Origin of the sequence: Pseudomonas sp. JAI115 (assembly GCF_014200835.1) — a bacterium.
In the GTDB taxonomy this organism is placed as follows: domain Bacteria; phylum Pseudomonadota; class Gammaproteobacteria; order Pseudomonadales; family Pseudomonadaceae; genus Aquipseudomonas; species Aquipseudomonas putida_A.
Window position 1 is genome coordinate 122,043 of the sequence record NZ_JACHCY010000012.1, and the last position, 26,349, is coordinate 148,391.

At 60.9% G+C, this 26,349-nt stretch carries 21 protein-coding genes; 2 read left to right on the forward strand and 19 right to left on the reverse strand.

The features are described from left to right. Window positions 1-74: 74 nt before the first annotated feature. Genes HDC30_RS22620 through arnB form a run of 9 tightly spaced genes read right to left on the reverse strand, consistent with a single transcriptional unit; the run spans window position 75 to window position 10,491 of the window. Window positions 75-1,673 carry a glycosyltransferase family 39 protein gene (locus HDC30_RS22620; RefSeq protein WP_183785019.1) on the reverse strand — a complete coding sequence of 533 codons (1,599 nt, stop codon included), beginning with the start codon at window positions 1,671-1,673 and terminating at the stop codon, window positions 75-77. Continuing rightward, window positions 1,670-3,049: a UDP-glucose/GDP-mannose dehydrogenase family protein gene (locus HDC30_RS22625; RefSeq protein WP_183785021.1), complete on the reverse strand. Its 1,380-nt coding sequence runs from the start codon at window positions 3,047-3,049 to the stop codon at window positions 1,670-1,672. The genes HDC30_RS22620 and HDC30_RS22625 overlap by 4 nt, the downstream gene beginning before the upstream one ends. Next, complete coding sequence (arnF, locus tag HDC30_RS22630) at window positions 3,046-3,459, reverse strand: 4-amino-4-deoxy-L-arabinose-phosphoundecaprenol flippase subunit ArnF (protein WP_183785023.1); 414 nt, start codon at window positions 3,457-3,459, stop codon at window positions 3,046-3,048. The genes HDC30_RS22625 and arnF overlap by 4 nt, the downstream gene beginning before the upstream one ends. Next, on the reverse strand, window positions 3,456-3,800 hold the full coding sequence (gene arnE / locus HDC30_RS22635) for a 4-amino-4-deoxy-L-arabinose-phosphoundecaprenol flippase subunit ArnE (protein ID WP_183785026.1): 345 nt from the start codon (window positions 3,798-3,800) through the stop codon (window positions 3,456-3,458). Before arnE ends, arnF begins: the two co-directional genes overlap by 4 nt. After that, window positions 3,797-5,446 (reverse strand): lipid IV(A) 4-amino-4-deoxy-L-arabinosyltransferase, encoded by a 1,650-nt coding sequence (gene arnT, locus HDC30_RS22640; RefSeq protein ID WP_183785028.1) that lies wholly within the window; start codon window positions 5,444-5,446, stop codon window positions 3,797-3,799. The genes arnE and arnT (HDC30_RS22640) overlap by 4 nt, the downstream gene beginning before the upstream one ends. Next, window positions 5,443-6,327 carry a 4-deoxy-4-formamido-L-arabinose-phosphoundecaprenol deformylase gene (gene arnD / locus HDC30_RS22645; protein ID WP_183785030.1) on the reverse strand — a complete coding sequence of 295 codons (885 nt, stop codon included), beginning with the start codon at window positions 6,325-6,327 and terminating at the stop codon, window positions 5,443-5,445. Before arnD ends, arnT (HDC30_RS22640) begins: the two co-directional genes overlap by 4 nt. Beyond that, window positions 6,327-8,318 (reverse strand): bifunctional UDP-4-amino-4-deoxy-L-arabinose formyltransferase/UDP-glucuronic acid oxidase ArnA, encoded by a 1,992-nt coding sequence (arnA, locus tag HDC30_RS22650; protein WP_183785032.1) that lies wholly within the window; start codon window positions 8,316-8,318, stop codon window positions 6,327-6,329. Before arnA ends, arnD begins: the two co-directional genes overlap by 1 nt. Beyond that, the gene (gene arnC, locus HDC30_RS22655) at window positions 8,315-9,346 is read right to left on the reverse strand and encodes an undecaprenyl-phosphate 4-deoxy-4-formamido-L-arabinose transferase (protein ID WP_097089735.1); all 1,032 of its coding nucleotides are present in this window, start codon (window positions 9,344-9,346) and stop codon (window positions 8,315-8,317) included. The genes arnA and arnC overlap by 4 nt, the downstream gene beginning before the upstream one ends. Continuing rightward, window positions 9,343-10,491: a UDP-4-amino-4-deoxy-L-arabinose aminotransferase gene (arnB, locus tag HDC30_RS22660; protein ID WP_103367174.1), complete on the reverse strand. Its 1,149-nt coding sequence runs from the start codon at window positions 10,489-10,491 to the stop codon at window positions 9,343-9,345. Before arnB ends, arnC begins: the two co-directional genes overlap by 4 nt. A 438-nt stretch (window positions 10,492-10,929) precedes the next feature. Here arnB and xerC point away from each other — a divergent pair, with 438 nt between their 5' ends. Beyond that, window positions 10,930-11,820, forward strand: a complete 891-nt coding sequence (xerC, locus tag HDC30_RS22665; RefSeq protein WP_027611947.1) for a tyrosine recombinase XerC — start codon at window positions 10,930-10,932, stop codon at window positions 11,818-11,820. On the opposite strand, the gene HDC30_RS22670 is transcribed toward xerC, so the two are convergent. From HDC30_RS22670 to HDC30_RS22695, 6 genes are all read right to left on the reverse strand, one after another. Continuing rightward, window positions 11,821-12,879 (reverse strand): ABC transporter ATP-binding protein, encoded by a 1,059-nt coding sequence (locus HDC30_RS22670; protein ID WP_183785034.1) that lies wholly within the window; start codon window positions 12,877-12,879, stop codon window positions 11,821-11,823. It abuts the gene before it with no gap. Then, window positions 12,876-14,471 carry an iron ABC transporter permease gene (locus HDC30_RS22675; RefSeq protein WP_097089857.1) on the reverse strand — a complete coding sequence of 532 codons (1,596 nt, stop codon included), beginning with the start codon at window positions 14,469-14,471 and terminating at the stop codon, window positions 12,876-12,878. The genes HDC30_RS22670 and HDC30_RS22675 overlap by 4 nt, the downstream gene beginning before the upstream one ends. Window positions 14,472-14,474: 3 nt before the next feature. Next, complete coding sequence (locus HDC30_RS22680) at window positions 14,475-15,488, reverse strand: iron ABC transporter substrate-binding protein (RefSeq protein ID WP_098963999.1); 1,014 nt, start codon at window positions 15,486-15,488, stop codon at window positions 14,475-14,477. A gap of 186 nt (window positions 15,489-15,674) precedes the next feature. Further along, entirely contained in the window at window positions 15,675-17,192 is a 1,518-nt protein-coding gene (locus HDC30_RS22685) for a glycosyltransferase family 39 protein (RefSeq protein WP_183785036.1), read from the reverse strand. Next, on the reverse strand, window positions 17,189-18,910 hold the full coding sequence (arnT, locus tag HDC30_RS22690; protein ID WP_183785038.1) for a lipid IV(A) 4-amino-4-deoxy-L-arabinosyltransferase: 1,722 nt from the start codon (window positions 18,908-18,910) through the stop codon (window positions 17,189-17,191). Before arnT (HDC30_RS22690) ends, HDC30_RS22685 begins: the two co-directional genes overlap by 4 nt. A 294-nt stretch (window positions 18,911-19,204) precedes the next feature. Continuing rightward, on the reverse strand, window positions 19,205-19,747 hold the full coding sequence (locus HDC30_RS22695; RefSeq protein ID WP_260319955.1) for a histidine phosphatase family protein: 543 nt from the start codon (window positions 19,745-19,747) through the stop codon (window positions 19,205-19,207). 451 nt (window positions 19,748-20,198) lie between these two features. Here HDC30_RS22695 and HDC30_RS22700 point away from each other — a divergent pair, with 451 nt between their 5' ends. Beyond that, window positions 20,199-21,509 (forward strand): HAMP domain-containing sensor histidine kinase, encoded by a 1,311-nt coding sequence (locus tag HDC30_RS22700; RefSeq protein ID WP_183785042.1) that lies wholly within the window; start codon window positions 20,199-20,201, stop codon window positions 21,507-21,509. Here HDC30_RS22700 and HDC30_RS22705 read toward each other — a convergent pair. The 4 genes from HDC30_RS22705 to HDC30_RS22720 form a co-directional block, all read right to left on the reverse strand. Continuing rightward, window positions 21,467-22,018 (reverse strand): membrane integrity-associated transporter subunit PqiC, encoded by a 552-nt coding sequence (locus tag HDC30_RS22705; protein ID WP_183785044.1) that lies wholly within the window; start codon window positions 22,016-22,018, stop codon window positions 21,467-21,469. The genes HDC30_RS22700 and HDC30_RS22705 overlap by 43 nt on opposite strands. Before the next feature lie 16 nt (window positions 22,019-22,034). Then, window positions 22,035-23,690, reverse strand: coding sequence for an intermembrane transport protein PqiB (locus HDC30_RS22710; RefSeq protein WP_115989804.1), 1,656 nt, complete (start codon window positions 23,688-23,690; stop codon window positions 22,035-22,037). A gap of 117 nt (window positions 23,691-23,807) precedes the next feature. Further along, complete coding sequence (locus tag HDC30_RS22715; RefSeq protein WP_183785047.1) at window positions 23,808-25,109, reverse strand: FAD-binding oxidoreductase; 1,302 nt, start codon at window positions 25,107-25,109, stop codon at window positions 23,808-23,810. Next, window positions 25,106-26,194, reverse strand: coding sequence for a polyamine ABC transporter substrate-binding protein (locus HDC30_RS22720; protein ID WP_027611936.1), 1,089 nt, complete (start codon window positions 26,192-26,194; stop codon window positions 25,106-25,108). The genes HDC30_RS22715 and HDC30_RS22720 overlap by 4 nt, the downstream gene beginning before the upstream one ends. Window positions 26,195-26,349 lie beyond the last annotated feature (155 nt).

Genomic DNA, 26,349 nt, shown 5'->3' on the forward strand with positions numbered 1-26,349 from the left:
CAGTCCCTGTAGAAGCTGCCGCAGGCTGCGATCTTTTTCCTGAAAGCACAAAAGATCGCAGCCTCAATCAGTTCCTACAAGGGCTTCAGATACAACAGCACGTAATCGTTCTTGTCGAAACGCCCGGTCAGCACCGGTTGCAGGCTGGCCAGCGGGGTGCCCTGTAGCGATTGCAGGTCCTTGCTGTCCATCATCAGCCAGGCCGGGGCTTTGAGGGCTTCGAGTTGCTGCACCGTTTCGGTGAACTGCGGTTGCAGGTCCTGCTCGACATTGACCATGAACTTGATCGCTTTGGCGTCTTTGCCCATGCCGTGCAGCACCACTGGGGCCGGGTTCTGTTGCACCTGTGCGAAGGCAGCACGACTGAAGGCCTGCGTGTCGTACAGACGTCGCTCCACCGGTTCGAACACCGCGGCATACACCGTCCACAAGGCTAACACCGAGCACAGCGCCAACACTTCGGCCCGCCAGCGCGGGATCATCAGACGCGACAACGCGAGCAATTGCAGAACGCCGAGCACGATCAGCACCAGAATGATGCCGTCGAGTTGCTCGGGGAAGCGGCGTTTGGCAACCAGCAGGGCCACCATCAACAGTCCCGGCGTCACCAGCCAGATACCTTGGATCACCCCACGCAATACGCGGAACACCCGTCCGTGCAGCACCTGAAACGGGTACGCCGCGATGATCGCCGCCATCGGCAACATCGGCAGCAGGTAACGCGCCTTCTTCGCCTGTGGAATCGACAAGCCGACCATGACGATCAGCCCGGCGGCGGCGCAATATTGCACCAGACGCAAGGCCGGCCCGCGCTGATGCGGCTTGCTCAGCCAGGTCGCGGCCAACGCCAGGATCGCCAGCGGATACGCCAGTGCGTAATTGCCCATCGAGCTGGTGAAGTAATACAGCGAACCGCTGACGCCTTCGCTGCCGTCCATGCGCCCCATGAACTGCATGCGGATCACGTCTTGCAGGAAGGCTTCGCCACCGCTGAGTTTCGCCAGCCACAACAGCAGGCTGACACACGCTGCGAGTAACACAGAAGCGATCACGCCGAACACGAAGAGGCGTTTCCACTCACGGTTGAGCAGGTAGTAACTGCAGAGCATGCCGGTCGGTACCACCAGGCCGATAGGCCCGCGAATCCCGAAGCCCAGCAACAGCAGGACAAAGATCAGCGGCCAGCGCCGACGCGAGCCGAAGTGGTCGTGTGCATAGCCCAGATAAAACACCGACAGCGCCACGGCGGCGAGCATCAGGTCTTGCGACACCGCGCGCACTTCGGTGACGAAGGTGCTGGTGAGCATCAACAGCGCGATGCTGATCAGCGCCCAGCGTTGCGAATGCACCGCCAGCAAGCGATACATCAACGTCACGATCACGCCGCCGGCAATGGCGCTCGGCAGCCATGCCGTCAGGGTGTTGATCGCGCCGAAGGGCAACGACAACAACCAGATGAACAGCGTCGAGAGCGCCGAATAGTCGGCGTACGGCTCACCGTAAGTGGTCGGGAATACCGTTGGCCCGTGCCGGAGCATCTCCTGGGCAAACAGTACGAAACGTGAATCGAAGCCAATGGGCGCCTGTCTGTAAACCCCGGCGATGAACAGCAACAGTGCCAGCAGCCCTGCGATCAGGGACTGCCGACGGATGACAGGCGACAACGTGATCAAGCGACGTCCGCTTTGTCAGACCATTGCTGCAGCGGCATCGGCAGTTTGCGCGAGTCGCCACGGCCGATCGGGAAGTACTTGAAGCCGTTGCGCGCCAGACGCTCGGCGTCGTACAGGTTGCGGCCGTCGAAGATCACCGGGGCTTTCAGGCGTTGCTCGATCAGGTCGAAATCCGGCGCCTTGAACTGCTGCCATTCGGTGCAGATGATCAGCGCATCGGAACCCGCCAACACCGATTCCGGAGTGCCCATCAGCATCAGTTTTTCTTCGTTCGGATACAGATGCTGGGTTTCCTGCATCGCTTCCGGGTCGAACGCGCGCACGCTGGCGCCAGCGGCGAACAGCGAATCGAGCAGTACGCGGCTCGGTGCGTCGCGCATGTCATCGGTGTTTGGTTTGAACGCCAGGCCCCACAGGGCGAAGGTCCTGCCGCGCAGGTCACCCTTGTAGAACGCGTTAATACGGTCGAACAGCTTGTGCTTCTGCCGCTCGTTGATCGCTTCGACCGCTTGCAGCAGGTCGCTGGAGCAATGCGCCTGTTCGGCACTGTGGATCAGCGCGCGCATGTCTTTCGGGAAGCACGAACCGCCATAACCGCAGCCGGGGTAGATGAAGTGGTAACCGATGCGCGTGTCGGCGCCGATGCCCTGACGGACCGACTCGATGTCGGCGCCCAGGTGTTCGGCCAGTTCGGCAATCTGGTTGATGAAGCTGATCTTGGTCGCCAGCATGCAGTTGGCAGCGTATTTGGTCAGCTCGGCGCTGCGCAGGTCCATGAACATGATGCGGTCATGGTTGCGGTTGAATGGCGAGTACAGGTCGCGCATCACATCGCGCACTTCGTCACCTTCGCAGCCGATGACGATGCGGTCCGGACGACGGCAGTCGGACACCGCCGAACCTTCCTTGAGAAATTCCGGGTTGGAGACGATATCGAACTGCAACTCACGACCGGCCTTGTCCAGCGCGGTTTGAATGTGTGCACGCAGGGTGTCGCCGGTGCCGACCGGTACGGTGGACTTTTCCACCAGGATCAGCGGCTGCTCACGATGGCGCGCCACGGCGTCACCCACCGACAACACGTATTTCAGATCGGCCGAGCCGTCTTCGCTGGAGGGTGTACCCACGGCGATGAACGCCACGCGACCGTGTTGTACGGCGAGCTTTTCATCCGAGGTGAAATGCAGGCGGCCGGAGTCCAGGCCTTCGCGCACCAGGCTCGACAGGCCCGGTTCGAAGATGCTGACGTGACCCTGGCGCAGCAGTTCGACTTTCTTCTGATCGATGTCCATGCACACGACGTCGTGACCGACTTCGGCCAACACGGCGGCCTGTACCAGGCCGACATAACCGCTACCAAATACTGTGATTTTCATGGAGCACTCCTGAATTCGGGCGCACGAGACGGACGAGTGTTAATAGTGATGACCCCGAGCATGACCAGTGCCACGCCCAGCGATTTAGTGAAACTGAACGATTCGTTGAACAGCGGCAGACTGGCCGCCAGCAGGTACACCAGCGCGTAGCTGATGCTCAATAGTGAATAAGCCCGGCCCAACGGCAGATCGCGCAATGCCGCGAGCCAGCAGAGCATCGACAGGGCGTAGGCGAAAATCGCCGCCACCACCACGGCCATTGCCGACAGATCGACACTGCCGGCACTCAGCGCCGTCAGCCATTGTTCCGGTTGCGGCAGGCGCGTCATGCTCCAGCGCATGCCCAGTTGGGCGCCACTGACCAGCATTACGCTGCCCAGAGCAAAACCGATTCCACGCGCCTGGTTCATGACTGTTGCCCCAGCAAAACCACGCCACCGATCACCAGCGCCACGCCCAGCCAATGCTGACGGTCGATGGGCTCGCGAAAGACAAACCGCGCAATCAGCGTGATCAATACAAAGTTGAGGCTGAGCATCGGGTAAGCGATGCCCACTTCAAGACGTTGCAACACCAGCAGCCAGACCAGCAGCCCGCTGCCGAGTGAAAACAGCGCCAGCCACAACCACGGCGAACGCAGTTTGGCGGCCCACGACGAATCAACGCCACGCCAGCTCTCCACGGCGAATTTCTGCGCGACTTGCCCGAGGCACGTCAGCAGACACGCCGTCAGTAACAGCAACCAACTCATGACGGATCCTTGGGCAGCACCATGATCACCAGATTGCCCGATTCGTAACGGGTACCGTCCTTGGGCAGCAGGTCCAGCTCTTCGAGCTCATCCTGGCCCTTGACGCGCATCAGCACGCCGACCGAGCCGCTGCGGCGCGCTTCACGTACCCATTGTTGAACGTTGTCCTTGGTGAGTCGGCGTTCAGCGCCTTCCGGGTAGGACAGACCGTATTTGAGTTCGCCGACCGTGTTGTACAGCGCGACCTCTGGTTGCTTCATGCGCCAGGCCAGTGCCGCCGCCGCGCCCAAATCGTTGCTCAGCAGATGCGTGGCGCCGGACAGTTCGGTGACATGGTGGCGGATGAACTGATCCGGGGTTTTGTTGGCCACCACCGACTTGGGCAACGCCGCCGGCAGGATTCCCGCCAGCAACAGGCTGCCCAACGCCGGCGCCGCCCAGCACTGCAGCGGCAGGAACGCTTGCGCCAGGTTGGCGATGATCCAGCCGATCAGGGCGATGAACACCAGCACCAGGCTGTGCAGTTCGTGGTCGTACACCGGTTTGTTCAATTGCAGGTAAACCAGTGCGATCAGCGTGACCACACCCAGCAACAGGTTCAGCAGGCCGTTGATCCCCAGTGCCCGACCTTGTTCCAGACGCAGGCGATCAGCCAGCGCATTACCCAGCAGCAGTGCCAATGGCAACAGGCACGGCAGAATGTAGGTCGGCAGCTTGCCGTTGCTCAGGCTGAAAAAGCCCAGCGGCAGCCACAGCCACAACAGCAGGAAAACCATGTTCGGCTGGGCCCGGGTTTGCCAGGCCTGCTTGAACGCGGTCGGCAACAGGCCAACCCACGGCAGACTGAATGCCACCAGCAGCGGCAAGTAGAACCACCACGGTGCATCGTGCTGCGCATCGTCACCGGCAAAGCGGCGGATGTGTTCGTGCCAGAAGAAGAACCGCCAGTAATCCGGTTCCTGTGCGTGCACTGCCAGCGCCCACGGCAAGCTGACGATGATCGCGATGGCGATCGCCACCGGACCGAACACCAGCAGTTCACGCCAGCGTTTCTGCCAGAGCATCCACGGCAACGCGATCAGTACCGGCAGCAACCAGGCGAGAAAGCCCTTGGTCATGAAACCCATGCCGCAGGCCAGCCCCAGCAGCGCCCAGGCGCCCAGACGGTGCCCGGTGCTTTTGCTGTCGAGCGCAAACCACAGCGCCACCAGACTCAGGTTGACCCAGAAGGTGAATTGCGGATCGAGGTTGGCGTACCCGGCCTGACCGGCGACGACGGTGAAGCTCATATAGAGCAGGGCGCAGACGAAGCTCTTGCGCGGATCGTTCCATAGCCTGCGCGCGACCAGGTAGGCCAGCAGCACGCTCAACGCGGTGCTGAGGGCCGAGGCGAAGCGCACGCCGAACAGGTTCTGCCCGAACAGTTCCTGGCCGATGGCGATCATCCAGTAGCCGGCAATCGGCTTCTCGAAATACCGCAGCCCCATGAAATGCGGCGACACCCAGTTGCCACTGAGCAGCATGTCCTGGCTGATCTGTGCGTAGCGGGTTTCGTCGGGGATCCACAGGCCATGGGTGCTCAACGGCAACAGATAGGCCAGCAGACAGAGGCCGACCAACAGCGGCAGTGCCCAGCGTCTGGTCATGCGCCTTGCACTCCCAGCCAGCCTTCACGGCCTTCGAGCACACCGCGTTGCACGCGGCCTACGGGCAGAGTGTTGAAAAACTCGGGCAACAAGTCGCCCAAGGGTTTGAAGTCAATGTGGCGCTGGCGTGCATCGGCCAGCAATTGACGAAAGTCCTGAGCCATCAGAATCCCTTCTACTTCGGCATGAATGGTGTAGACGTTGAGTGCTTGCGCCTGGAACCGGTCGAGGATGAAGGCGTTGAAGTCCTTGGCCGCCACGTGCGGGCCGACGACTTCGTCGAAGGTCGGCAGGTCCACCGGAATCTGCGGAGTCCCCAGCGAACCGTCCGCCAGCAGCGGACGGAACAGACTCTGCCCGCGGCAATCGCTGTTATAGCGAAAGCCGAAGGTCTGCTTGGCCTCGATCACGCGCTCGTCCGCACGCCAACCGGCGGCGGCCGAACACTGGATCTTTTCGCCGAGGATGTCGCTCAAGGTGTCGACGCCGCGCCGGATCTGTTCGATCAGTTGCGCGTCGCTCCAGCGCCCGGCATTGGCCTGCCAGCCATGGTGATCCCAGGCGTGCAGGCCGACTTCGTGACCGGCGTCCCGGGCCTGACGCATCAGGTGCCCAAGATCACGGCCAATCGGTTTGCCGGGCCAGGCAGTACCGGCCAGCAGAATGTCCCAGCCGTAGAGGCCGGCAGCGTTGGAGCGCAGCATTTTCCAGAGGAACTGCGGGCGGATCAGGCGCCACAGATGTCGACCCATGTTGTCCGGGCCGACACTGAAGAAAAACGTTGCCTTGACCTGCGCCTCGTCGAGCATCTCCAACAGTCGTGGCACACCTTCACGGGTGCCACGGTAGGTGTCGACATCGATACGAAGACCTGCCTGCATTACTTCTTGTCCGCGATTTCGAGCATGGCTTCACGCAGGAAGAAGTCCAGGGTATTGCCGATGGTCTCGCGCATTTCCACGGTCGGCTCCCAGTTCAGCAGGCGCTTGGCGTTGGCGATGCTTGGCTTGCGGTGTTCCACGTCCTGGTAACCGGCACCGTAGAACGCCTTGCTTTCCACGTCGCGGAAACCGGCGAACGGAGGGAAGTTGTGACGCAGCGGGTGCGCTTCGAACTGACGCAGCAGCTCTTCGCCCAACTGACGGATGCTGGCTTCGTTGTCCGGGTTGCCGATGTTGATGATCTGGCCGTTGCACACGTCGTTGTCGTTGTCGATGATCCGCGCCAGGGCTTCAACGCCGTCAGCGATGTCAGTGAAGCAACGCTTCTGCTCGCCACCGTCGAACAGACGGATCGGCGTACCTTCCACCAGGTTGAGGATCAACTGGGTGATCGCACGGGAGCTGCCGATACGGGCCGAATCCAGACGGTCCAGACGCGGGCCCATCCAGTTGAACGGACGGAACAGGGTGAAGTTCAGGCCCTTGGCGCCGTAAGCCCAGATCACGCGGTCCAGCAGTTGTTTGGAGACCGAGTAGATCCAGCGCTGCTTGTTGATCGGGCCAACGATCAGGTTCGAGCTGTCTTCGTCGAAGTTCTTGTCCTGGCACATGCCATAGACTTCCGAAGTCGACGGGAAAATCACGCGCTTGTTGTACTTGACGCAGTAGCGAACCAGTTTCAGGTTCTCTTCGAAGTCCAGCTCGAATACGCGCAGCGGGTTGCGGGTGTATTCGATCGGGGTGGCGATGGCCACCAGCGGCAGGACCACGTCGCACTTCTTGATGTGGTACTCGATCCACTCGGAGTGAATGCTGATGTCGCCTTCGACGAAGTGGAAGTTCGGGTGGCTGCGCAGACGGTCGATGGCGTCGGAGCCAATGTCCAGACCGTATACTTCGTAGCGGTCGTCACGCAGCAGGCGCTCGGACAGGTGGTTACCGATGAAGCCGTTGACACCCAGGATCAGTACGCGAGTACGACGTGGCGCACGACCGGATTCGGCGCCGCGCAGCAGCGAGCCATCGACCAGACCCAGTTCATTGGCCAGTTGCGGGCCGCTGAGGTACAGGCCGTTGTCGTTGCGCTGACCGGCGTTGATCACCAGCGAGTCCTGACCGCAGGCAATGCGCAGCGGATCGACGCTGATCACGCGGCCTGGCGCCTGGCCTTCGTTGCCCTTGACGACTTCAGCGCTCCAGACGATCAGTTTGTGTTCGCCCACGGCGCAGAACGCGCCCGGGTAAGGACGGGTGACGGCGCGCACCAGGTTGAACAGTTCTTCCGCCGGTTTGGCCCAGACCAGTTTGCCGTCCGCCGGGGTGCGACGACCGAACACGGTGGCTTTCGATTCGTCCTGTGGGGTTTCAGTGATCTTGCCTTGCAGCATGTTCGGCAGGGTGTCGCGCAGCAGATCGCTGGCGGCGGTGCGCAGTTTGGCGTGCAGGGTCAGGCCGGTGTCGCTGCGGTCGATGGCAACGCGCTGCTGGGCAACGATGGCGCCGGCATCAGCGCGCTTGACCATGCGGTGCAGTGTAACGCCGGTTTCGGTTTCGCCGTTGACCAGCGCCCAGTTCGCCGGAGCGCGGCCGCGATAGCGTGGCAGCAGCGAACCGTGCAGGTTGAACGCGCCTTTTTTGGCCAGGGCCAGCAGTGGTTCGCTCAGCAGATTGCGGTAGTAGAAGGAGAAAATGTACTCCGGGTCCAGCTTGGCGATGCGCTCGATCCACAGCGGGTGGTTGGCGTCTTCCGGGGCGTGCACCGGGATGCCTTTGTTGGCGCACAGCTGTGCAACCGAGGCATAGAACGCGTTTTCTTTCGGATCATCGGCGTGAGTGAACACTGCTGCAATGTCATAGCCGCTGTTGAGCAGGGCTTCAATGCCGGCGCAGCCAATATCGTGGTAAGCGAAGACAACAGTTTTTGCACTCATGAGAGAACCTGATCGGAAGTGGAAGAAGTAGCGGTAGAAGAAAGACCATCAACGGTGACGGCAGGGGCCGGAGCGGCCGGCTGGCTGCGCAACACCTTTTCGATGAAGAAACGTGGACGGGCGCGCACATCGCTGTACATGCGGCCGAGGTATTCACCCAGCAGGCCCATGCCGATGAATTGGCCACCGGTGAACACGAACAGCACGGCGAACAGCACGAACATGCCGTCACCGGCCCAACCGGCACCGAAGGCCAGACGCAAGACAATCAACGCAATCGCGAACAGCACGCCCAAGCCGGCCATGGCGAAGCCGACGATGCTCAGCAAGCGCAGCGGGGTGGTGGTCATGCAGGTGACCAGATCGAACATCAGGTTGATCAGGCGCATCGGGCTGTATTTCGAGTCGCCGTGTTCACGCTCGGCGTGGGCCACGACGATTTCGGTGGTGTGACGGGCGAAGCTGTTGGCCAGGATCGGGATGAACGTGCTGCGTTCGCGGCAGGCGAGCATCGCGTCGATGATGGTGCGGCGGTAGGCGCGCAGCATGCAGCCGTAGTCGCTCATGGCGACGCCGGTGGAGCGTTGCACGGCAAGGTTGATCAGCTTCGACGGATAACGGCGCAGCGCCGAGTCCTGACGATTGCCGCGCACGGTGCCGACCACGTCGTAACCTTTTTCGGCTTCGGCCACCAGCCGGGGGATTTCTTCCGGCGGGTTCTGCAGGTCGGCGTCGAGGGTGATCACCACGTCGCCCTTGCACTGTTCGAAACCGGCCATGATCGCCGCGTGCTGACCATAGTTGCGGTTGAGAATGACCGCCACGAACGGGCTGTTTTCACGGCCGGCGGCTTCTTCGAGCATGTTCGCCGATTCGTCGCGGCTGCCGTCGTCGACCAGCACGATTTCGAAATCGTGATTCAGTTGGCGGCAGGCCGCCTCGGTACGACGCAGCAGCTCGGGCAGGCTTTCCTGTTCGTTGTAGACCGGGATGACGATCGACACGCTACGGATTGGATAAGGTTTCACAGGCGTTTTTCCATGATTTGAGCGATGGCACCGACCACCCGGTCAAGGTCTTGACCGGTCATGTCGGGGAACAGCGGAATCGAGCATAGCCGCGCCGAGTTCCATTCGGTGTTGGGCAGGTAAAGGTCGGGGTCACGCTGGCGATACCAGGTGTGCAGGTGGGTGGCGATGAAATGGATACCGGTGCCGATGCCCTGATCCTGCAACGCCTTCATGAAGGCTTCGCGATCCATGCCGCAACGCTCGCTGTCGATGCGCAGGATGAACAGGTGCCAGGCGTGTTGCTGGGCATAGGCGGGCAGGGCCAGCGGTTGCACCGGCAGGCCTTCGAATTTTTGCAGGTAGCTGGTGGCCAGCTCGGTGCGCCGGGCGTTGATTTCGTCCAGACGTTGCAGCTGCACCAGGGCAATCGCGGCGTTGATGTCGGCCAGGTTGTACTTGAAACCCGGTTCCATCACTTGCGCCTGCGGCTTGCGGCCACCGGTCAGACGGTCATAGGCGTCAACGCCCAGGCCGTGGAATTTGAGCATGCGCACGCGGCTGGCAAGGGCTTCGTCGTCGGTGACGAACATCGCGCCTTCGGCACAGGTCATGTTCTTGATCGCATGGAACGAGAAGATCGCCGTGCCTTGCGAACCGACGTGGCGCCCCTTGTAGCGGGTGCCGGCGGCGTGGGCGGCGTCTTCGATGACCGGGATGCCGTGCTTGTCAGCCAGGGCATACAGCGGATCGAGATCGAACGCAGCGCCGGCGTAGTGCACCGGAATGATTGCCTTGGTTCGCGGGGTGATGGCCGCTTCGATGCGCGCAGCGTCGGTCATCAGCGTGTCGCGGTCGACATCGACAAACACGGGTTTGGCGCCCAACAGGGAGATCATGTTAGCGGTCGAAACCCAGGTCTGCGACGGGGTGATGACTTCGTCGCCCGGGCCGATGCCCAGGGCCAGCAGCGTGATGTGCATGCCGCCGGTGGCCGAAGACAAGGCCACTGCGTGCTTGCAACCCACGTACTGCGCAAACTGCTCTTCGAGTGCCTGGTTTTTCGGCCCCGTGGTGATCCAGCCAGAGCGCAACACCTGCTCGACAGCGGCAATTTCCTCATCGCCGATACTGGGGCGAGAGAAGGGGAGAAACGCCTGACTCATGGGCACCTCATTGCAAAAAATAAAAGGATGGACTCACGTAACTGTTGGATCCAACCACAGCGTAGACACAGAAAAGCGCTCCTGCATCAATAACTTGGCAAAAAAAGCATGACGTCGGGGATTGATTGACTTTTCACGATTTGCCCGGCAGGTTGGGGCATAGCCACTACCGAACCTATGGGAATTAAGGTTATGCCGGTTTTTGTGAAAGGAACATGAAAAACCGGTTGGCGAATCGTTTATCTGTCACTTATACAGCCGCTGTTCAGGCTTCTGCCGTCCATCGCAGTTTTTTGTCGGACAGTGCCGCTCAAGTACCTTCTTTACTTCAAGTACATTGCATTTGTTAGTTGTTGTAGTGCTGTACGTTTTTTACTCAAGGTTTAACGTTTGATTGATTTAGTTGCTGCAACCCCCGACGCTCCAAAAACCAACCCGATGAGCCTGTACCTCGCGCGTTTGGCGCCTTCCAGCCAACTGACCATGCGTTACGTGCTGCAAGATGCGGCCGATCGCCTGGGCTTTGAAGACATGAATGTCGAAGAGATTCCCTGGCATGCCTTGCAACCGGAAGATGTTGTAGCGCTGGTCGCTGCATTACGCGCAGACAACTACGCACCGAACACTTCTTCGTTGTATGTGAATGCGGTGCGCGGAGTGATGAACGAGGCCTGGCGCATGAGTCTGATCAGCCAGGAACATCTTCTGAAGATGCGTTCGGTCAAGGGCATCGCCGGCACGCGGCTGTCTCAGGGGCGCAATCTCAAGCGCACGCTGATTCACGAATTGATGGAAGTCTGCGCCGCCGACCCACGCCCGCAGGGCCTGCGTGATGCGGCAATCATCGCGTTGCTGTACGGCACCGGCATGCGCAAGTCGGAATCGGTGGACCTGGATCTGAATCAGGTCGATTTCAGCGAACGCAGCCTGTGCGTCACCGCCAAGGGCAACAAGCAGTTGATCAAATATGCTCCGGCATGGGCGTTCAGCAAGCTCGACGCGTGGCTCGAACTGCGCCGTTCACAACTCAAGGAAGGCGAGAGCGACGATGCGTTCCTGTTCAACCGCATTCGCCGTGGCAGCCACATCACCCGCGAGCGCATCACCAAGCATGCGATCTACTACATCGCTCGCCAGCGCGGCACGCAGGTCGGGGTGAAGATCATGCCCCACGATTTCCGTCGCTCGTTCATCACTCGGGTGATCGAGGAGCACGACCTGTCGATCGCGCAGAAACTGGCGCATCACAGCAACATCCAGACCACCGCCAACTACGATGTGCGCGATGACAACGAGCGGCGGCGGGCGGTGGATCGCTTCGATCTCTGATCAGTTCAGACCAAACACATGCGCCGCACCGAGTACCGACAGCTGCACCGCGCTGCCGGCGGGCGGCGCGTGCATGCCGGAGCTGCGCACCAGAATCGAACGGGGCGGATCCTGAGTCGCGGATGAGCTCAGTTCAACCGTCAGGGTGCAGGTGTTGCCGGCAAAGTCACGGTCGGTGACCAGCGCAGGGCAGCTTTGACCGTCAGACGCCACCTCGGCGATCTGCAATTGTTCAGGACGCAGCATGATCTGTGCAGCGCCGCTGAAGCCGTTGCTGTTCACCGCCACCGGACCCAGATCGCAATGCGCCCAACCCGCCTCGATTCGCGCGGGCAGGACCACCGCTTCGCCGAGAAAGTGCGCGGTCTGTTCATCCTGCGGATAGCGGTAGAGATCCATCGGATGCCCGGACTGCACCAGCCGACCGCTGCGCATCACCGCCAATTGATCGGCAAACGACAACGCTTCGCTCTGGTCGTGGGTCACCAGAATGGTGGTGACGCCGGCGTCTTCGAGCAGGCGCGCGACCATTTTGCGCATGGCACTGCGCAAACCGGTGTCGAGGGCGGAGAACGGCTCGTCCAGCAGCATCAGCCGTGGTTGCTGCGCCAGAGCGCGGGCCAGCGAGACCCGCTGTTGCTGGCCACCGGACAATTCGTGGGGCCAACGGTTGGCCATGTTGGCGTCGAGGGCGACGCTGTCCATCAACTCAAGGATGCGCTGGGTGCGGGCCGCACCGGTCAGGGCCAGGCCGAAACCGATGTTCGCCGCCACCGTCATGTGCGGGAACAACGCGCCGTCCTGCGGGACGTAGCCGATCTGCCGTTGATAGGCCGGCACTGCGTGGCTGCGGTCGACCAGCGTCTGGCCGTTGAGCGTAATGCTGCCGCTGTCGGGAAACTCGAAGCCGGCGATCATCCGCAACAGCGTGGTCTTGCCGGAACCGGAGGGGCCGACGATCACCGTGCGGCTGCCGGTCGGCACGTTGAGGCTGACGTCGTCGAGCGCCTTCTGCGCGCCGAAGGTTTTACTGAGGTTGAGCAGTTCGAGAGCGTTCATCGGCCAGCGGTACGCCTGGATTGGTGATAGAGAATGGCCGTCAGCGGCAGTGAAAGCAGGATCATCAAGAACGCGTAGGGCGCGGCGGCGGCGTAATCGATTTCGCTGGTCATCGCCCAGAAACCGGTAGCGAGGGTCCGCGTGCCGTTGGGCGCCAGCAGCAGGGTTGCGGTCAGTTCATTGGTGATTGCCAGGAACACCAGTGCCGCACCTGCCGCCGCGCCGGGAGCTGCCAGGCGTACGGTGATCAGCCACAATGCGCGTATCGGCGAGCGGCCAAGGCTTTGCGCGATGTTTTCCAGCTCGACCGGGGCCTGTGCGAAACCGGCGCGCAGGCTGACCAGTGCTCGCGGCAAGAACATCAGCAGGTAAGCCAGCAGCACGGTGATGGTGGTCTGGTAGATCGGCCGGGCGAAATGGATGGTCACAGTGACCAACGCCAGCGCGACGACAATGCCGGGCAGGGAGCTGGTGATGTAGTTGCAGCCTTCCAGCAAGCGCTGCAGTTTGCCCGGCGAGCGGATCGACAGCCACGCGATGGGAATCGCCGCGACACTGGTCAGCAATGCGCCGGCCACTCCGTAAGACAAGGTCTGCAGCAGCGCCGGCAGCAACTCGTCACCTTGCCAGACCTGCACACCACCGGCCACCAGCCAGCGGCCCAGCGTGAGCAACGGCACACCGAGGGCCAGCAGGCAGGTCAGGGTTTGCAACAGTAACGCCAGAGTTGTCGCGCCACGCCCCAGTTGCACGCTGCGCTGGTCCCGGGCGCTGCCGGAACCGACTCGCGCATAGCGGGCGTTGCCACGGGCGGCAGATTCGGCGGTGAGCATCGCCAGACAGCACAGCGCCAGAACGCCAGCGAGCATGTTGGCCGCCGGGCCGTTAAACGTCGATTTGAACTGATCGAAGATCGCCGTGGTGAAGGTGTCGAAACGGATCATCGCGTACAAGCCGTACTCGGCCAGCAAATGCAGACCGACCAACAACGCGCCACCGCAGATTGCCAAGCGCAATTGCGGCAACACCACCCGAAAGAACACCGCCCACGGCTTGAGTCCCAAGGATTGCGCGACGTCTTCAATCGCCGGATCGAGACGGCGCAAGGTCGCGGCAATCGGCAAATACAGAAACGGGAAATAGGCGATCACCGACACCAGCACACCGGCCGGCAGACCGTGGATCGACGGAATCAGGCTGACCCACGCATAACTGTGGACGAACGCCGGCACGGCCAGCGGTGCGACCGCCAGCACTGACCACAAGCGGCGGCCGGGCAGGTTGCTGCGTTCGGTCAGCCAGGCCAAGGTGGTTCCGAGCAGGATGCACAGCGGCAGGGTGATCAGCACCAGCAGCACGGTGTTGATCAGCAATTCGCCGACCCGCGGGCGAAAGATCAGAGCTTCGATGGTCGCCCAGCCGGTGTACCACGCAACGCCGATGACGAACGCGATCGGCAGCAGGGACAACAAAGACACCAGCACCGCCGAGCTCACCACCCACGAACTGCCACGCCCGGCCAGCGTGCGGGGCGGGTGAATGAGGCTGGCGGCGGCCGTCGCAACGGCCGGTGCAGGCAAGGTTTCGGGCATCACTTAGAGCAATCCGGCCTGGGTCATCAGCTCGACGGCTTTTTTGCTGTCGAGGGTCGACGCATCGACTTTCGGCGCGTCGAGGGTTTTCAGCGGAGTCAGCTTCGGATTGGACGGCGCGTCTTTACCCACGGCGTATTCGAAGGAGGTGCCGGTTTCGAGAACTTCCTGACCTTCCTTGCTGGTGATGTATTTGACGAACTTCTGCGCTTCATCCTGATGCTTGCTCGAGGCCAGCACGCCGGCGCCGGAGGTACTGACGAACGCGCCCGGATCCTGATGTTTGAAGTAGTACAGCTTGGTGTTTTTGCTGTTTTCGCCGGTCTTGGACTGATCAACGAAGCTGTAATAGTGATAGATCACGCCGCTGTCGATCTGCCCAGCGTTCACCGCTTTGAGCACCGCACTGTTGCCGCGATAGATCGTGGCGTTGGTCTTCATGCCCTTGAGCCATTCCAGGGTGGCAGCTTCACCTTTCTGTTGCAGGACGGCGGCGACGATCGCCTGGAAGTCCGCGCCAGCCGGGGAGGCGGCCCAACGGCCTTTCCAGGCCGGGGTGGCAAGGTCGAGCAGGGATTTGGGCAGGTCTTTTTCAGTCAACTTGCTTGGGTTGTAGACGAACACGGTGGAACGGGCGGCGATGCCGACCCAATTGCCGTGGGCCGGACGGTAGGCGGAATCGACTTGCTCAAGGGTTGTCGGCGCCAACGGGGCGAACAGTTTGGCGTTGTCCACCAGCACCATCGCCGGGGAATTCTCGGTGAGGAATACGTCTGCCGGCGAGGCCGCGCCTTCCTGCACGAGCTGGTTGCCCATCTCGGTGTCATCGCCGTTGCGAATGGTCACCGGAATGCCGGTTTCCTCGGTGAAGCCGGCCACCCAGGCCTTGGTGAGCGTTTCATGCTGCGCGTTGTAGACCACCAGACCCACCGAATCGGCGGCAAAAGCCTGCCCGGTGCCGAGCAACGCAGTGGCCAGCAATGCGCGCTTGAAGAAGGATGGAAAGCGTGGATTCATTCGGGCAGCTCCTGTTTTCAGACGTTATGAGCAAACCCTCGCAGGAAACAATGCGAACGATTTGCAAGTGTCGAGTCGCGGCAATGTAGGGTGGCAAATGAGAAAAAAACGTCAAAGAAGCCGTTAATACTTGTCATTGCCATTCAAATTTACCGCGACTCTCTCCTTTTGTCTTAACGTCATTGCTCAGGAGTGGGGGATGTAAGCCACGCTCTGGTCTGCACGCCCGTGGAATACCTGTTCGCCACGGGTCGGGGTGGTGGTGATGACCTGATGATCAGCCTTCAGCGCATCGAGTGGCACGGCGTCACCGGAACGGTATTGCGCGACGAAAATCGTGCGTTGCGGATCCCAGTGTTCCCCGCTGGTCCTTTCCAGCCAGGCGATCAGCGTCGCGGTGTCGCCATTGTGCGGGAAGTCCTCGATCGTTTCCGGCACGTAGTAGAACGGTGCACCACCGGTTTGCAGGTACATCGGCACTTTGTTGTCGACCTCGATCATGACCATGCGCCATTGATTCAATGGTGCCTGCTGACTGGCCTGCTCGCGAACCTGTTCGCCGAAGCGGATGACACCGCCGCCGCTGTTGGTCCATGGGTAAAGCACACCCAGTACCGCTGCGAGCAACACAGTAGTGACAGCGAAGCCGATCTTCAGCCCCCGGCCTTCGCTGTTGCGGGCGGCTATGCGCCGGGTCACCCACCAGGCACCCAGCAATTGCGCGAAGGGCACCAGCGGCAAGACGTAATAGCTGCGGCGACTGCCACTGGCGGTGAAGAACAGCATCAGCAGCGCGAGCCCTTGAATCAGCCAGCGGGTATCCGGTTCGATGTGCTTCCAGTTGCGCGCGGCCACCCACAAGGCGATCAACCAGCACGGTGCCCAGGGCAGGGTGTAAACCGGCAGGTAGATCAAGTAGGTGTAAATCGGCCCGAACTGATCGAATGGCTGGAAAAACCGCACGACGTTTTCACGCAGCACCAGACCGAGGCCGCTTTGTTCGTAGTTGGGCGCACCGTAGAGGTGAGACAACAGGAACGGCGCCATGTAAAACGCCCCGGCGATCAATATCGCGCTGAACAGTCGCAGGTTCAGGTGACGTTTCCAGCGGTGCTCGCTGAGCAGGTGCGGCAGCAGCACCAACCCCGGCAGGATGAAGCCGATCAGGCCTTTGAACAGCGAGGTCAGCGACATCAAGCCGAAAAACACCACATAGCGCCGGAAGCGGGTGTCATCCGGGCCGCGCCAGTACCACCAGACGGCCGCCAGCACGCCGCAGACGGTGAGGATGTCGGCGGTGGCGACTCGCGCCCAGAACACGAAATAGAAGGTGGTCGCCAGCATCCAGCCGGCGATCAGCCCGGTGCCTTTGCGAAACAGTTGCTCGCCGAGCAGATACACCAGCCACACGCTGAACCACGCGGAAATCACCGATGACAGGCGCAACGACCAATGCCCCAGTCCGCCGGTGAACCAGGAGGTCGCGGTGATCAGCCAGTACGACAGCAGCGGTTTGTCGTAATAAGGACTGCCTTTGAGATAGGGATCGAAATAGTCGCCGCTTTGCAGCATCTGCAAGGCGATATTGGCCCAGCGGGTTTCCGGCCCCCACAGTTCGCGACTGCCCAGGCCGAGCAATAACAGCAGGGCAGTCGCCGCCAGCAGAAGCAGCAATTGCCTCCGTTCAGTCCTGGTCCGGGTCATGGCTGGCTCTGGCTGAAGATGAGGATTTCGATCTGGCCACCGCGGTAGTGCTTGCCGTCTATTGGCAACAGCTCCAGTTGCTGCTCGTCAGAGGTGCTGTTGACGCGCATCACCACGCCCACCGAGCCTTTTTTGCGCGCTTCGGTCATCCATTCGCCTACGCCGTCGAGGCTGACCTTGCGTGAGGCCATGGCCGGGTCATCGAGGCCGTACTTGAGCTCGCCAACGGTGTTGAACAGGTCGACTTGCGGGCGGCGCAAGCGCCATGACAATGCGGAAGCGGCTCCCAGGTCGTTACTCAGCAACGAGCTGGTTTCGCTCAGTTCCTGCTGATGTTCGGCAATGAACTGATCCGGCATCTTGCTGTTGACGATGGTCGCCGGCATCGCGGCCGGCAGCAATGCGACGAGCAGGCCGATGCCCAACGCCGGCATTGCCCACAGCGTCAGCGGGCGCAAGGCTTGCAGCGATCCGGCAATCAGCCAGCCGAGCAGCACGATATAGCCCAGCGACAGGCTGAACATTTCGGTGTGTTCGTAAATTTCACGGGTCGCTTGCAGATAGATCAGCGCGACCAGAGCGGCAATGGCCAGCACCACGTTGACCACACCGTTGATGCGCAAGACGCGACCGTTCTGGTCAGCTATCCACTTCATCACGGTGTAGCCCATCAACAGAGCCAATGGCAGCAGGCACGGCATGATGTAAGTCGGCAGTTTGCCGCTGCTCGCGCTGAAAAAAGCCAGCGGCAGCAGGAACCACAAGGCGAGGAAGGCGATTTTCGGATCACGCTTTTCGCGCCAGGTACGCAGCAGCGTCGAAGGCAACAGCAGTGCCCACGGCAAGGTGGACGCAAACAGCAGCGGCAGGTAGAACCACCATGGTCGTGCGTGCTGTGCGTCTTCACCGGCGGCGAAGCGGCGGATGTGTTCGTGCCAGAAGAAGAACCGCCAGAAATCCGGTTCACGGGCATGTACGGCTAGTGCCCATGGCACGCTGACCAGCGCGGCCACCGCCACGGCAACCAGTCCATAACGCACCAGTTCACCGAAGCGCCGTTGCCAGATCATGTAGGGCAGGGCGATCAGCACCGGCAGCATCAGGGCGAGGAAACCTTTGGTCATCAGGCCCATGCCGCAGGCAAATCCCAACAAAGCCCAGCCGCCCAGACGCGCGCGCGGGGTATTGCTGTCGATGGCAAACCAGATCGCCACCAGACTCAGGTTGACCCACAAGGTGAACTGCGGATCGAGGTTGGCATAGCCGGCTTGTCCTGCGATCAGGCCGAAGCTCATATAAAGGAGAGCGCACGCGGCGCTGATTCGCGGGTTGTTCCACAGGCGCCGGGCCAGCAGGTAGGCCAGCCACACACTAACCCCGGAGCTGAGTGCCGAGGCGATGCGCACGCCGAACAGGTTTTCACCGAAAATCGCCTGGCCGATGGCAATCATCCAGTAGCCGGCAATCGGTTTTTCGAAGTAGCGAATGCCCATGAAGTGCGGCGCCACCCAGTTGCCGCTCTGCAGCATTTCCTGGCTGATCTGCCCATACCGGGTTTCATCGGGAATCCACAGACCGTGAGTCATCAGCGGCAGCAGATAAAACACCACGAATGCCAGCACCAGACCGGGTATCGCAAAGCGTTCGATCAGGGAGCTCTGGTGGAGGCGCGGCAAATTCAACGCCGCATGGTGCAGCGGTTTGTTCTCAGACGTCATGACTGGACCTTGGTGCAGTACAAAGTGTGCGTTTCAGTGACGGCCCGGCGATTTCCGTAGCAGGCGCGGCACTGGGTTGAATGAATGCAGAGGCGAGCACGGCCGAGGGGCGTGTCCTGCATTCAGAGAACGGGTCTGCTTCCAGCGTTAAGTTCTCCTCGGGAAGACAAGCTTTAAAATGAAATATTTCCAGTTCTGGAAAGTAAAAAACATTTCTTATTACAAATTTCATACACGCCAATACCCTGTGCCAGAGCATTGGCCGAGCCGTTTGTTCTCGACTAAGTTTGATGATTACTTGGCCAATCGTTGCCAGCCTTCGGGATTCATGATGCCGATTACTTCAAGTTTTCCTTGCGCATCTATCCGGGCTAAAACAGTGCTGCCATATTCGGCGGCGACCGCGCGTGGGTAACCGGTTTGCCGTTCGAAATCGGCGATGCAGCCGCTGTGGGTTACCAGAATCATGTTCTGCCCCGGGGTCTTGTGTACCACCAACTCATCGCGCATCGTCGGGCCACAGGTTTCCAGCCATTCCGCCGCCACGGCATCGTGGCCGAGCATGTAATGCGCAGTCTGCAGGGTGCGCGTCAACGGGCTGCTGAAGAACTGGGTCTTTTCCAAGCCCAGTTGCGTAAAGCCACGCCCTACCTGGGCTGCAGCAATGCTGCCAGCCTGAGTGATACCGTCTGCCGGCCCCAGACAGGGATTGGTCGAGCGGTCGCAACGTTCGGTATGTCGCACCAGTGCGACGACCTCACCGGCCTGCCAGGCCTTCACCCATTCCTGGGTAGCCGACGCACTCGCATAGCGCAGGTTGGCGGGCGAACGTTGCATCCAGACGAAGCCACAAATCAGTGTAATCAACAGCAAACCGACAGCAATGATTGCCCAGGTGCGCGGACGAGACAGATCCCATCGCCTGGACGCTGATTGTACGTGTACTAATTCAACCACGACGTTGCCCCTTGTCATTCCCGAGTTCCACTCAGTACACGCACAGTGCAACGTAAGCTCCAGGAGGTTAGTTACTTTACGGTGGTCTACTTGAATGGCTGCTGAACACTACGCTCAGAGTCGTGGCGGAGCAGTGAAGAACATGTGAAAAATTTGCGAGGTCCGGCGTGTGTTAACTAAAACGGCTATTTGATAAACAAACTCAAATACCCGTTTTGTTTGTTTTAAACACTTAACAACAACGCCGGGCAAAGCGAAGCTGCGAATATTGGTCAACGTCGTCGCGCCGCCCCTTGCAGCCCTGACATCAGCAGTGGAGTCATTGAACCGGATGGACCTCAAGCAAAGCCTCGCCAATCGGATTGTGATTGTGTTCGCCTTGATGAGCGCGGTGGTGGCCGGTGTCTTCGCGATGGGCATTGTGGCCACGGTGCATGTCGTCGAGCACAAGTTGACCATGACCGCCCTCAGCGGTGGACTGCGCCGCTTGTTGGCGATGGACGACATCAATCAATGGCGCCACGAGCCGGAAAAGAGCGAACTGTTTTTTTTCGAGAACGGCCCGGGGCCCATGGCACTGACGCCGCAATTGGCAGCACTGCCCCAGGGGTTTCAGGAGATCACCTTCAACGGTGACGATTTCTACGCGATGGTCGAGGCGGTCGGCGGACGCAAGTATGTGCTGCTGCGCAATCAGGAAAGCTTCGAGCAGCGCGAGCACTTGCTGTTCGTGGTGGTGATTGTCGGGTTCATCCTCAGCGTCATGCTGGCCGTCGCGCTCGGCAGGCTGCTGGCGCGGCAGGTCATGGCGCCGGTGATTCGCCTGGCGGGGCAGGTGCGGCATCGTGATCAATTGATCGCGCTGGCGCCGGCCCTGCATCCGGATTACGCCGATGATGAAGTAGGGGAGTTGGCCCTGTCTTTTGACCAGACACTCGGCCGGTTACGCGAAACCCTGAACCGCGAAAAACTCTTCACCAGTGATGTCAGTCATGAACTGCGCACACCGTTGATGATTCTGGCCAGCTCCTGCGAGCTGTTGCTGGCCAACCCTTCGCTGGATCCGCGTTCCACCCAGCAGGTCACACGCATTGCCCGGGCCAGCGCTGAAATGCGCCAACTGGTCGAAACCTTCTTGATGCTGGCACGCAAGCCGGAAGAGCTTGGCACCGAATCGACCTGCACACTCAAATCGATCGCCGATGCCCAGGTGGAAATCTGGGGGCGACTCATTCGTGAAAAGGGCCTGGAATTCATCTACGAGCCACAACTGGCGGGCGCCACGCGTTATGACCTGACGTTCTTGCAGTCGGTCATGGGCAATCTGCTGCGCAACGCCTGGCACTACACCGATCAGGGCTTTGTCCGCTTGACCCTGCTCAGGGACAGCTTCGTGGTCGAGGACAGCGGCATCGGTATTCCGGAAGAGAAACGCCACGCGATGTTCCAGCCATTCGTGCGCGGTGACGAGCAGCGCGGTGAAGGCCTTGGGCTGGGATTGTCACTGGTGCAGCGGATCTGCAGCCATCAGCGCTGGCAGGTTCAGTTGGTGACTCGAGAACCGAACGGCTGCAGTTTCACCGTCACGCTGTCGGCGGCTCAGGAGGCCGACGGGCAGACGCGAGAATTACCCGCCGCTTGATTGATCAATGCAGCCAGGCGTTTGACGTTGTTCTGTTGCGCGGCCACCAGTTCGTCGATGCTCGGGCCGGACGGAGTTTGCAAGGTTGAATGGCAGGTCAGCAGAGCATTGTCCGCCGCACCGCTGGGACGCAGGCGCCATTTGACGTCGATCAGTCCGTACTGGCCGGGGATCGAGTCGAAACGCTGCACATCGATGCGCACCGAGACATTGCCGCGACCGCCGGTATTGCTCAGTTGATCGTTCAAGGCACTGCGCAACTCGTCCGCCAGACTCGCCCCCCACCACTGGGTTTCCAGAATCGCCAGGCCGTTGTTGCCCTGACGGATGACGATTTGCGGACGGTCAACTTGCGGCGGCACGCTAATCCCCTCGATCGGAATCTGCGCGCCCGAGCGGGACGCCGGCAGTTGCACCGGGGTCAGGGTGTGAAAGTTGATCGGCTCGCTGCGGCAGGCGCCCAGCAGCATGAACGCAGCGAGCACGGTGATCTTCAGCGGTAAAGCCATGGGGGAGCTCCTGTGCTCAATTGCGCGGCGGTCCTTTCAGATCCAGCGGCGCCGCGTTGTCGGGACGACCGCGAATCAGCGATTCCGGATGGCGGCCGAGATAATCCGACAGCTCACGCAGCGAGCGCGACATGCGCCCGAGTTCGTCGAGGGTCTCGGTGAGTTTCTCGCGCTGCGGCGAATCTTCGGCCAGGGTCGAGCTGGCGGACTGCAAGGTCTTGCTGACGTCGGCCAGGGTGGTCTGCACGCTCGGCAGGGTTTTCGCATTGAACTGGGTCAGGCCTTTGCGCAGCTCGACGAGGTTGCTGTCGAGGTTGCCGGCAATCCGTTCGACCGGCAGTTTGTTGAGCTTGTCGACTACGGCTTCGAGTTTTTCCTGCAACTGTTCGAGGCTGCCGGGCACGGTTGGCAAGACCACCGGCCGGGCCGTCGCGTCGAACGCAACTTTCTCGGCTTTCGGGAAGAAATCCAGCGCGATGTACAACTGCCCGGTCAGCAGGTTGCCGCTGCGGGCCTGGGCGCGCAGACCGTTGTCGACGAAGGTGCCGAGCAAACGAATGCCGGCGGCTTCGTCGTCGGGATCGTGCTTGAATTCGGTGAGCATTTTTTTGTAGGCCTGACCGAGGCGCTGCGGGTAAATGACGATGCCGACGTTCAGCGGGAAGCTGCGTTTTTTAGCGTCGAAATCGAGATTGATGCCGACCACCCGGCCAATTTCCATGCCGAGAAATTCCACCGGCGCATCGACCTTGAGCCCGCGCAAGGACTGCTCGAAACGCAGCACCATGTATTGCGCTTTGCCATTGGGCGGGGCGAGGGCGGTCTGCTGATCGGCGAACAGTTCGAAATCCTTGTCGTCGGCGGCGGCCACATCGTTGGGGCTGTAATCCGGGGCGCGGAAGGCAATGCCGCCGACCAGCATGGTCGATAGCGATTCGGTTTTCACCGCAAAGCCGTTGGCGCCGACATTGATGTCGATGCCGCTGGCGTTCCAGAACCGGGTGTTTTCAGTAACGAACGCGTCGTTCGGCGAATGGATGAACACCTCGATGTCCACGCCTTTGCCCTCGGGATTGAGGGTGTAGGTCACCACCTGACCGACCGGGATCTTGCGGTAGTAGACCGGCGAACCAATGTCCAGCGAGCCGAGATCCGGCGCATGCAGCATGAAGCGCTTGCCCGGTTCGCCGTAGGTGATCGGCGGCGGATTCTCCAGGCCCTTGAAGTGTTTGGCGCGGCTGTCGGACTGGCCGATGTCGGCGCCGATGTAGTCGCCGGAGAGCAGGGTGTCGATGCCCGACACACCACCAGCGCCGATGCGCGGGCGCACGACCCAGAAGTGCGAGTCTTCGCGGGTAAAGGTTTCGGCCTGCTTGGCCAGTTTGATGGTGGCGTCGACGCTCTTCTGATCGCCGCTCAACTCGACGTCAGTCACCTGACCGATCACCACATTGCGGTATTTGACCTCGGTCTTGTTGGCGGTCAGGCCACTGCCGGTCTTGAAGTTGACGACGATGGTCGGGCCTTCCTGCATCAGGTTGTGCACCACCAGCGAAATACCGACCAGCACCGCGACGATCGGCACGATCCACACCAGTGAAATACTGAAGCGACGCGTCTTGATCGGCGCTTGGCCCGGTGCTCGTGGCTCATCGGCGGCTGACGACTTCATCCATGTCCTCCTCGGTTTGGTGGATGCTGAGCGTCAGGAACGCAAAAGCACTTCATCAATATAGAAGTGCTTGGCGATAGAGCAAATAAGCGAGGAGATGGTTACGTGGTGGATGCCTCAGCCGAGGATTTCACGCAGGCGATACCAGAACATGCCCAGTGCCAGCAGCGGCGAACGCAGGGCCGGCCCGCCGGGGAAGGTCATGTGCGGCACCGCGCTGAACACATCCATGCCCTGACTGTGGCCGGCGTGAATCGCTTCGCCCAGCAGCTTGGCGCACCAGTGCGTGACGTTGAGGCCGTGCCCGGAGTAACCCTGAGCGTAGAACACGTTCGGCTGCTGCTTGAGCCGGCCGACCTGCGGGAAACGGTTGGCGGTGATGCCGATCTTGCCACCCCATTGATAGTCGATGCGCACGTCCGCCAGTTGCGGGAAGACCTTGAGCATCTTCGGGCGCATGTAGGCGGCGATATCCGCCGGATCGCGCCCGGAATAATGACAGGCGCCGCCGAACAGCAGGCGTCGATCCGCTGAAAGCCGGTAGTAATCGAGGCCGACTTTCTGGTCGCACAACGCGAGGTTGTGCGGGATCAATTGCGCGGCACGTTCCTCGGACAGCGGCTCGGTGGCGATGATGTAACTGCCGGCCGGCAGTACCTTGCCGCTGAGTTGCTGTTCGAGTTCATCCAGATGCGCGTTGCAACCGAGCACCAGACTGCCGGCGCGAACGCTGCCGGTGGCGCAGCGCACTTCAACGGTTTCGCCATGAATGATCTGCAGCACCGGGCTTTGCTCGAAGATTCGCACACCGAGGGACGCGGCCAGGCGCGCCTCGCCCTGCACCAGATCCAGTGGATGCAGGTGCCCGGAGCCCATGTCGATCAGGCCACCGGCGTAGCCGTCGGCGTTGACCACTTGCTGACGGATCTGCTCGGGGCCAACCAGACGGGTTTCGTGCTTGTAGCCGAGGTCACCGAGGCCCAGCTGTTCATCCTTGAACGCCGCGAATTGTGTCGGGGTGTTGGCCAGCTCGCAGAAGCCCCAGCGCAGGTCGCACTCGATGTGGTTGTCGGTGATGCGCTGGCGCACCAGATCCACCGAATCGATCCCGGCGCGCTGCAAGTAACGCACGCCGTCATTGCCGACATAGCGAGCGAAGCCTTCGACTTCATGGCCGATGCCGCGAATCAACTGGCCGCCGTTGCGCCCGCTGGCGCCCCAGCCGATGCGTCGCGCCTCGATCAACACCACCGACAATCCGCGCTGGGCGAGTTCGATGGCGGTGTTGACCCCGGTGAAGCCGCCGCCGATCACGCAGACATCGGCGCTGAGATCACCGTCGAGTGCCGGCCAGGGCGTACTGGCCCGGGCCGAAGCTGCGTAGTAGGAGCGGGCGTGTTCTTTGCTGTACTGATTCATTTGTTCGACTTCACTTTGCTCCAGGACCGGGTCATCAGACGCATGATCGACTGGGGCGGGGTAGAGGAGATGTAGAGCTTGTCCAGCACCGCCTGCGACGGGTAGACCTCGGGATTGTTCACCAGCGCCTGATCCATGTACTGCTTGGCGGCCGGGTTCGGGTTGGCGTAACCGACCGAAGCGCTGACCTTGGCGATCACTTGCGGATCGAGCAGGTAATTGATGAAGGCGTGGGCTTCCTTGGTGTTGCTGGCGTCGGCCGGGATCGCCAGCAGGTCGAACCACAGGTTGGCGCCTTCCTTCGGAATCGCGTAAGCGATGTTCACCCCGTTCTTGGCTTCCTTGGCGCGGTTGGCCGCCTGGAACACGTCGCCGGAGTAACCGAAGGCTACGCAGATGTCGCCATTGGCCAGGTCGGAAACGTATTTCGAGGAATGGAAATAGGTGATGTACGGGCGAATGCTCAGCAGTTTAGCTTCGGCCTTTTTATAGTCTTCCGGGTTTTCGCTGCGTGGGTCCATGCCCATGTAGTTGAGGATCGCCGGAAACACTTCGTCCGCCGAGTCCATCATCGACACGCCGCACTGGGTGAGTTTCTTCAGGTTTTCCGGCTCGAACAGCACCGCCCAGGAATCGATGTGATCGATGCCGAGCACAGCCTTGACCTTGTCGACGTTGTAGCCGATGCCGTTGGTGCCCCACAGGTAGGGGACCGAATGCTGGTTGCCCGGGTCGTTCTTTTCGAGTAGTTCAAGCAGCTTGGGATCGAGATTCTTCCAGTTTGGTAGCTGCTCGCGATCGAGTTTGAGGAACGCCCCGGCCTTCACCTGACGCGCGAGGAAGTGGTTGGATGGCACCACCACGTCATAGCCTGTACGGCCGGCGAGCAGCTTGCCTTCCAGGGTTTCATTGGAGTCGAAAACGTCGTAGATCACCTTGATCCCGGTCTTGGCCTGGAAGTCGGCGAGGGTGGTTTCACCGATGTAGTCGGTCCAGTTGTAGACGCTGACCTGTGGCTCGGCAAGGGCTGCGGTGCTGCACAACAGCGCCAATGCGGCGGGAACCATGGATTTCAATAGACGCATATCGACACCTCTTCGAATTTTTTGGATTTTTCAGGTGGTTAGCTAATTCCTGTGGGAGGGGGCTTGCTCCCGAAGAGGCCGGTACATTCAACATTTTCTGTGACTGACAGACCGCTTTCGGGAGCAAGCCCCCTCCCACAAAAGCCCATCCCACA

Bases quoted from the DNA above. Each gene is read 5' to 3' on its own strand.
- HDC30_RS22625 (WP_183785021.1), bottom strand. From the start codon at position 3,049: ATGAAAATCACAGTATTTGGTAGCGGTTATGTCGGCCTGGTACAGGCC.
- arnF (WP_183785023.1), bottom strand. From the start codon at position 3,459: ATGAACCAGGCGCGTGGAATCGGTTTTGCTCTGGGCAGCGTAATGCTG.
- arnE (WP_183785026.1), bottom strand. From the start codon at position 3,800: ATGAGTTGGTTGCTGTTACTGACGGCGTGTCTGCTGACGTGCCTCGGG.
- arnT (WP_183785028.1), bottom strand. From the start codon at position 5,446: ATGACCAGACGCTGGGCACTGCCGCTGTTGGTCGGCCTCTGTCTGCTG.
- arnD (WP_183785030.1), bottom strand. From the start codon at position 6,327: ATGCAGGCAGGTCTTCGTATCGATGTCGACACCTACCGTGGCACCCGT.
- arnA (WP_183785032.1), bottom strand. From the start codon at position 8,318: ATGAGTGCAAAAACTGTTGTCTTCGCTTACCACGATATTGGCTGCGCC.
- arnB (WP_103367174.1), bottom strand. From the start codon at position 10,491: ATGAGTCAGGCGTTTCTCCCCTTCTCTCGCCCCAGTATCGGCGATGAG.
- xerC (WP_027611947.1), top strand. From the start codon at position 10,930: ATGAGCCTGTACCTCGCGCGTTTGGCGCCTTCCAGCCAACTGACCATG.
- HDC30_RS22670 (WP_183785034.1), bottom strand. From the start codon at position 12,879: ATGAACGCTCTCGAACTGCTCAACCTCAGTAAAACCTTCGGCGCGCAG.
- HDC30_RS22675 (WP_097089857.1), bottom strand. From the start codon at position 14,471: ATGCCCGAAACCTTGCCTGCACCGGCCGTTGCGACGGCCGCCGCCAGC.
- HDC30_RS22680 (WP_098963999.1), bottom strand. From the start codon at position 15,488: ATGAATCCACGCTTTCCATCCTTCTTCAAGCGCGCATTGCTGGCCACT.
- HDC30_RS22685 (WP_183785036.1), bottom strand. From the start codon at position 17,192: ATGACCCGGACCAGGACTGAACGGAGGCAATTGCTGCTTCTGCTGGCG.
- arnT (WP_183785038.1), bottom strand. From the start codon at position 18,910: ATGACGTCTGAGAACAAACCGCTGCACCATGCGGCGTTGAATTTGCCG.
- HDC30_RS22695 (WP_260319955.1), bottom strand. From the start codon at position 19,747: ATGCAACGTTCGCCCGCCAACCTGCGCTATGCGAGTGCGTCGGCTACC.
- HDC30_RS22700 (WP_183785042.1), top strand. From the start codon at position 20,199: ATGGACCTCAAGCAAAGCCTCGCCAATCGGATTGTGATTGTGTTCGCC.
- HDC30_RS22705 (WP_183785044.1), bottom strand. From the start codon at position 22,018: ATGGCTTTACCGCTGAAGATCACCGTGCTCGCTGCGTTCATGCTGCTG.
- HDC30_RS22710 (WP_115989804.1), bottom strand. From the start codon at position 23,690: ATGAAGTCGTCAGCCGCCGATGAGCCACGAGCACCGGGCCAAGCGCCG.
- HDC30_RS22715 (WP_183785047.1), bottom strand. From the start codon at position 25,109: ATGAATCAGTACAGCAAAGAACACGCCCGCTCCTACTACGCAGCTTCG.
- HDC30_RS22720 (WP_027611936.1), bottom strand. From the start codon at position 26,194: ATGCGTCTATTGAAATCCATGGTTCCCGCCGCATTGGCGCTGTTGTGC.